A 6,746-nucleotide genomic window follows, 5' to 3' on the forward strand; every position below is an offset into this window, starting at 1 on the left:
GTTTAACTAAATTTACGGCGAAAACGATTATCTATCTTAGCTTTTTTTTCTTGGTTACATTTAAGACAAAGAGTTTGTAAGTTACTAATATCATTACTTCCGCCCTTTGCTAAGGGTATAATATGATTCAATACTCAAGGTTGTTTCATTCAATTTGTGTCCACAACTTTGACATTGATATTTATCTCGGTTATAAACATATTTTCTAACTTCTAAAGGAATAGGAATACGAGGAGTTTTACTCATTATTTTTAATATATTTACTCTCTTTTCATTCTTCTTCAGGAGAAAATTCCACCATAACTTTTAACTTTAATTTGCCTTTTTGCCACCCTAATGCACCAACTTTTAAAACTTCGACTTCTACACCATCATTAAGCCATTTTTTCCTACTTAAATTCTTTTTTTCATCATGTAAATCACTGCGAGAAGTATCTATTAATTTACACTTAATTCCTTCTATTAAATAACTTAATTTAAACATAGATTGGTCAACATAAAATCTATGGACATCATTATCAATAATATTAATAGCATGATCTTCATTTTCTAAAGGTTTGTAGTTATCTGTCATCTAAAATTGATTTGTTACTTTAATTATAAAATTATTATACTTGCTCAAGTTAACATAAAACAGAGGTAATTTAAAAAAAAAATGATAAATAACGCCCATGACAATAGAAGTATAAAACCTCAAAATAATTATTTAATACACTCAAAAAATAAATTTTAGCATTTTTCATAAAGTTACTTAATCAATCATTGATTCTGTCAACAACTGATGTAAGATAATATATACAGAAACTTAATCTTTTATTAATATTTGATTAAACACTGTATATTTACTTAACTCAAAGACAGTTATTGTCTGACTGTGAGGGGTTGATTATGTTTCCTATCGAAAATGAATCAGAATTTTTAACTAATATTTGTAATGTCAATAGTAGTAATACTCTTCAGTTATTACTTTTTGTTGATCATCGTTATAGTACACAAAAAAATATTTTAGAAATAAAAAATTATCTTAATAGTTTAATGAAAAATTATGATTTTCAATTAGAAGTATTACAGATTAGTAAATATCCTTATTTAGTTGAATATTTTAAATTAGTAGCAACTCCAGCTTTAGTGAAAGTAAATCCTCTTCCTCAACAAACATTAGCTGGAAGTAATTTAACAGCACAATTACAAAAATGTTGGGATAAATGGCAAAACTCTGTACAAGAAAATTATAGCGTTTTTAAGGAATATTCTGAGGAAAATTCTTGGTTACAAACTTGCTTACCTTCTTCAGAATTAATACACTTAAGAGATGAGATTTTTCAGCTAAAACAGGAGGTAGAAAAATTAAAACAACAAATACAATTTAAAGATCAAATGTTGGCAATGTTAGCCCATGATTTAAGAAGTCCTTTAACGGCTGCTTCTATTGCCGTTGAAACTATCGAATTAGTCAAAAATAAACCTGATCTTCTCAATAATGAATCATTATATAATAAGTTATTCTCTCAAGCAAAAAGACAATTCTTGATTATGAGTAAAATGATTAGTGATTTACTTCAAGCATCAAAAAATATTAATAGTCAATTAAATATTATTCCTAGTAAAGTTAATTTATTGACAATTTCAGAGGAGATTATTCTAAACTTGAATACTAAATTAGCAGAAAAAAATCAATATATTATTAAAGAAATTCCTCAAGATTTACCCTCTGTTTACGCTGATGAAAAATTAATTAGTCAAGTTATTATTAATCTCCTAGAAAATGCGATAAAATATAGCCCTTCTTCCTCCCCTATTATCTTATCAATTATTCATAAAACAACTCAAAAAATACAAGTTAGTATTATTGATGTTGGATCTGGTATTCCTGATAGTAAAAAAGAACGTATTTTTGATGGACATTTTCGCTTAAAAAGAGATCAACAAGAAGATGGTTATGGTATTGGTTTAACTCTTTGTCGTCAAGTAATAAATGCTCATTACGGACAAATTTGGGTGGATGATAATGGCAATCAAGGCAGTTGTTTTCGTTTTACTTTACCTGTTTATAACTAATTTTTTTGCCTATTTTAAGTTTGAAAATATCATGTAAATAATTCTTAACTAAAAGAACAAATAAGTTAATAAATAGACTATACTAAAAAGTAGAGCGTAAGAGGAAAATGTTTATGTATAAATTATTAGCTACAACTGTCGCCATTATCAGTACTTTTCTCATAGCAGAATACGCAAACGCCGAAAATCCTGCTCATCGACAACAATTAATAGATACAAATGTATGTATGAAATGCGATCTCAAAGGTGCAGATTTACAAGGATTACATCTTATCGGTGCAGACTTGAGAAACGCAGACTTGAGAAATGCAGACTTGAAAAATGTTAACCTTGAAGGTGCAGATTTAGACGGTGCAAATTTGCAAGGTGCAGATTTAACGGGTGCTTTTTTGACTAATGCGACTATGAATAATAGTAACCTTAACGGTGTTAATCTGAGCTATGCTGTAGTTTATGATGCTCAAGTTTTTGGCGCTTCCATGAATAATCTTAATATCGAAAATGCCATGATTTTTGAGTCTGGTATTGCTGTTGGTGGAGAATATCCTGATATGAATAATGATGAATAAAACTGTTAAAAAACTTTACCATAAAGTCGTTACCTTAAACTTAAGTTTCTTATTATAGAATAGAGTTGTTTTTGACAATTAATTTGATACTCTATTTATTATGGTTACTACTAATTATTCTATTGAAGATATATTAGCTCGACAACGTCAATATTTTAGTAGTGGGTTAACTAAGCCTCTGGATTTTCGTCGCCAACAGTTACAAAAATTAAAATTAGCCATCGTTAGTAGGCAAGATAAAATATTAAAAGCATTAAAAGAAGACTTAGGAAAACCTGAATTAGAGGGGTGTTTTGAGTTGGCAGTTTTACAAGACATTAGTCATGCCATCAAAAATCTTCCTCAATGGATGAAACCTCGTAAAGTGAAAACTGGTATCGAAACTTTTCCTAGTAATGCTTGTATATATCCTGAACCACTAGGAGTAGTGTTAATTGTTGCTCCTTGGAATTATCCCTTTTCTTTGATGATTTCTCCCTTAATTGGTGCGATCGCATCAGGAAATTGTGCTATGGTGAAACCATCAGAATTAGCGCCTCATACTTCCCAACTCTTGAGAGAATTAATTGAAGATACTTTTTCCCCTGAATATATATCAATTCAAGAAGGGGGAGTAGAAATTTCACAAAAATTATTGTCTTTAAAATTTGATCATATTTTCTTTACAGGAGGTACTCAAATTGGTAAAATTGTCATGGTTGCGGCGGCTCAAAATTTAACCCCTGTAACCCTCGAATTAGGGGGTAAAAGTCCTTGTATTGTTGATAAAGAGACAAATTTGAAGGAAACGGCAAAACGCATTACTTGGGGGAAGTTTATTAATGCAGGGCAAACTTGCATCGCACCTGATTATATTTTAGTAGATAACATTATCAAACAAGATTTAATTTTAGCCCTAAAACAGTGTATTCGAGACTTTTTTGGAGAAAATCCAGTAGAAAGTAAAGATTTTGCTCGTATAATCAATATTAGGCAATTTGAGCGTTTACGAGGTTTATTAACCAGTGGTGATGTTATTATTGGTGGTGATTCTAACCCTGATACGAAATATATTGCACCCACGATGTTAGATAATGTTAGTCTGGATTCTCCTGTCATGGCAGAAGAAATTTTTGGACCTATTTTGCCTATACTAGAATACCAAAGTTTAGATGAAGCCATCACTTTTGTTAATAGTAAACCCAAACCTTTGGCGTTATATTTCTTTTCCCATAACAAGGAAAAACAACAACAGATTTTAAAAGAAACTTCATCAGGAGGATTATCTTTTAATGAGACAATTATGCACGTTGGCGTAACAGAATTACCTTTTGGCGGTGTTGGTGATAGTGGTATTGGTGCATATCATGGCAAGGCTAGTTTTGATGTTTTTACTCATTCTAAAAGTGTTTTATCTCGCCCATTTTGGGGAGATTTAAACTGGCGTTATGCACCTTATACCGAAAATACTGTTAAACTTTTTAAACAAATGTTTGCTAAGAGTTAGGAGTAATGAGTAATGAGTAATGAGTAATGAGTAATGAGTAATTAATTCATAATTGTTGAAACATAGGAGGATTGTTAATTGTTAATTTTTAATTATTAGTTATTAATTAGCAGTAATTTTTCCTCTAAAAACGAAATAGTTATAGATGTTATAAAACAACATTATAGGAATTAAAAACCCTACAAATACTAACATAAAAACTAATGAACTTGGAGAAGCTGCTGCTTGATAAATGGTAATACTAGGAGGAATAATATACGGAAAAACCACTAAAGCTAATCCTAAAAATGTCAACAAGAAAATTAAAATGGTTAAAATAAATGGGGCTTTTTCCTGTTTTTTATTTAGACTAATTAGTAGTAGTGTTACTAAAATTACTCCTAAAATTGGGATGATACTAAATACATAAATAAATGGTGCTTGAAACAAACGTTCTCTAGCAAATTGGGAGAAAATAGGCACAACAGTAGTAATGGCGATCGCCCCTAAAAGGGTTGTAATAGCCGCAAGTTTAGCGGTTTTAAAGTGAGTTTCCTGCAACTTTCCAGAGGTTTTCATGATTAAATAACAAGAGCCAATTAAAACATAACCTTGAATTAAAGTTAACGCAATAACCACACTGCGCCAATTTAACCAATCCCATGTAGTGCCGATAAAATGTCCATTAAAATCGACTTTGATACCTTCAATTACTCCTGCTAAAGCAAAACCTTGCCCTAAAGTTGCGACAAAACTACCGATACCGAAAGCATAATTCCAAAATACCTTATTCTTAGAATTTTCCCTAAATTCAAAGGATACCGTGCGAAAAACTAAGCCAATAACCATAACCATAATGGGGATATAAAGAGAGCTCAAAATGGTAGCATAAGCTAAAGGAAAAGCACCAAATAAGCTACCGCCCATTAAAATTAACCATGTAGCATTAGCATCCCAAACGTTACTTAAACTTGTCATTAAGATACCCCGTCTTTCTTCAGAGGAGGAAGTTAAAGAGAGGATTCCCACCCCTAAATCAAAGCCATCTAACATGACATACATAAACAGAAATAAGGCTAAAATGCCAAACCAAATCAAAGGTAAAAAAGAATTTAGTGATTCCATAATCAATAGTAAATAATTGAGTAGTTGCTTGAGAGGGGAAAAAACGGAGGAGAGGGAAGAAATAATGATATTTTTTGGTGGAGGTAGGTTTAATATATTTAACCCCTAGATTATTCCTCATTCCTCATTACTCCTTACTCCTTACTCCTTACTGAAATTAATTAACGGGGCGACTATCAGGGATGTGTTGAGAAGGATTTAAAATCACTTCTGTTTCTTCTCCAGAGATAGGTAAGTCAAAATTTGGCCCTTTTCTGATGATACGACTGCCGAAGAATAAGGCAGAAAAAAAGAGTAAAGTATAGATAGACAGAAAAATTGACAGGGATGTTAAAACATTACTAGCAGGAAGGTTAGAAACAGCGTCTGCTGTGCGAATTTGTCCGTAAACAGTCCAAGGTTGTCGCCCGACACACCGCACTATCCAACCAGATTCTACGGCTAAATAACCTAATGGCGCACTCCAAATCCATGATAAAAGAAGTAGTTTTTGTTGACTAATATTTTCGGGAGACAATTTACCTCTTAACCATTGAATCACTGTCACCATCACCACACCAACTAAGACGAAAGCAATACCACTCATTAAACGAAAAGCATAGTAGATCAAACCTACCATTTTAGGGCGATCGCTAGGGGCAAATTCTTTTAAGCCTAAAACTGGGGCACTTAAACGAGGTTTAAATTCTAAAATGTAACCTAAAGCATTAGGAATTTTGATTTCCCAATTATTAGTTTCTCCTTTTTCGTTAGGGGAGGCGAGTAAACTCCAATCTCCTGTTTCTCCTGCTGGTATGGTTTCCCATTGCGCTTCCATTGCCGCTAATTTTGTCGGTTGATAGTGATACACTTGTTCAGCACTTAAATGCCCTACAAATATTTGTAAAGGAGTAATGGCGATGGCTAAAATTAAGACAATTTTCAAGGATTTTGAGAAAAATTCAGGATTACGTTTATTAATGAGATACCATGCACTAATACCACCGATAACGAATAAAGAAGTTTCGAGAGTTGCTAAAAACATATGAGAAACACTCTTAATCATAAAAGGATTTCCCATAGCTGCAAAATAATTACTAACGACGAATTTACCTTCAACAAATTCCCCTCCTGCGGGGGTTTGCATCCAAGAATTAGCAATGAGAATCCAGAAAGTAGAAAGATTTGCACCTACTGCCACTAAAATCGTTGCTATATAGTGAATTACAGGAGGTACTCTTCCCCAACCAAATAACATAATACCTAAAAATCCAGCTTCTAGCATAAATGCCATGGTTGCTTCAAAACCGAGGATACTTCCGAAAAAATCCCCTACGGATTCAGAAAAAGGTGCCCAATTTGTGCCGAATTGAAACGCCATTGGAGATCCTGACGCTACACCGATACCGAAATTAACGGTACTTAAACAAAACGATAAAAGAAATTAGGTTATAATTTTTGTATTATAACGTTTTTAGGTCAAAATGAAAGAAACAACATCTTCATCAATGCCACCATGTTTTAATCGCTGGTGTCAAAAAATAGATCCA

The 6,746-nt window shown here is 32.3% G+C and carries 5 protein-coding genes and 2 pseudogenes; 3 read left to right on the plus strand and 4 right to left on the minus strand.

Annotated features, from left to right (window positions below; genetic code table 11):
- Nucleotides 1–2 precede the first annotated feature (2 nt).
- Together ACEW8E_RS07265 and ACEW8E_RS07270 are read right to left on the minus strand one after the other, a co-directional pair.
- Nucleotides 3–246: pseudogene (locus ACEW8E_RS07265) on the minus strand (HNH endonuclease).
- 25 nt (nt 247–271) lie between these two features.
- Nucleotides 272–574 carry a KGK domain-containing protein gene (locus ACEW8E_RS07270; protein WP_373479673.1) on the minus strand — a complete coding sequence of 101 codons (303 nt, stop codon included), beginning with the start codon at nt 572–574 and terminating at the stop codon, nt 272–274.
- 314 nt (nt 575–888) lie between these two features.
- Between ACEW8E_RS07270 and ACEW8E_RS07275 the strand changes: the two genes are divergently transcribed.
- The 3 genes from ACEW8E_RS07275 (at nt 889) to ACEW8E_RS07285 (ending at nt 4,113) form a co-directional block, all read left to right on the plus strand.
- Nucleotides 889–2,058: a histidine kinase gene (locus ACEW8E_RS07275; RefSeq protein WP_373479674.1), complete on the plus strand. Its 1,170-nt coding sequence runs from the start codon at nt 889–891 to the stop codon at nt 2,056–2,058.
- 113 nt (nt 2,059–2,171) lie between these two features.
- Entirely contained in the window at nt 2,172–2,627 is a 456-nt protein-coding gene (locus tag ACEW8E_RS07280; RefSeq protein ID WP_373479675.1) for a pentapeptide repeat-containing protein, read from the plus strand.
- A 100-nt stretch (nt 2,628–2,727) separates the two neighbouring features.
- Nucleotides 2,728–4,113 (plus strand): aldehyde dehydrogenase, encoded by a 1,386-nt coding sequence (locus ACEW8E_RS07285; protein ID WP_373479676.1) that lies wholly within the window; start codon nt 2,728–2,730, stop codon nt 4,111–4,113.
- Nucleotides 4,114–4,215: 102 nt separating this feature from the next.
- On the opposite strand, the gene cydB is transcribed toward ACEW8E_RS07285, so the two are convergent.
- A complete protein-coding gene (gene cydB, locus ACEW8E_RS07290; RefSeq protein WP_373479677.1) occupies nt 4,216–5,217 on the minus strand; it encodes a cytochrome d ubiquinol oxidase subunit II in 1,002 nt (333 codons plus the stop codon).
- Nucleotides 5,218–5,374: 157 nt separating this feature from the next.
- Nucleotides 5,375–6,622 (minus strand): annotated as a pseudogene (locus ACEW8E_RS07295) (cytochrome ubiquinol oxidase subunit I); the annotation flags it as partial.
- Nucleotides 6,623–6,746: the final 124 nt, after the last annotated feature.

Source organism: Geminocystis sp., from assembly GCF_041753295.1.
Lineage (GTDB): Bacteria > Cyanobacteriota > Cyanobacteriia > Cyanobacteriales > Cyanobacteriaceae > Geminocystis.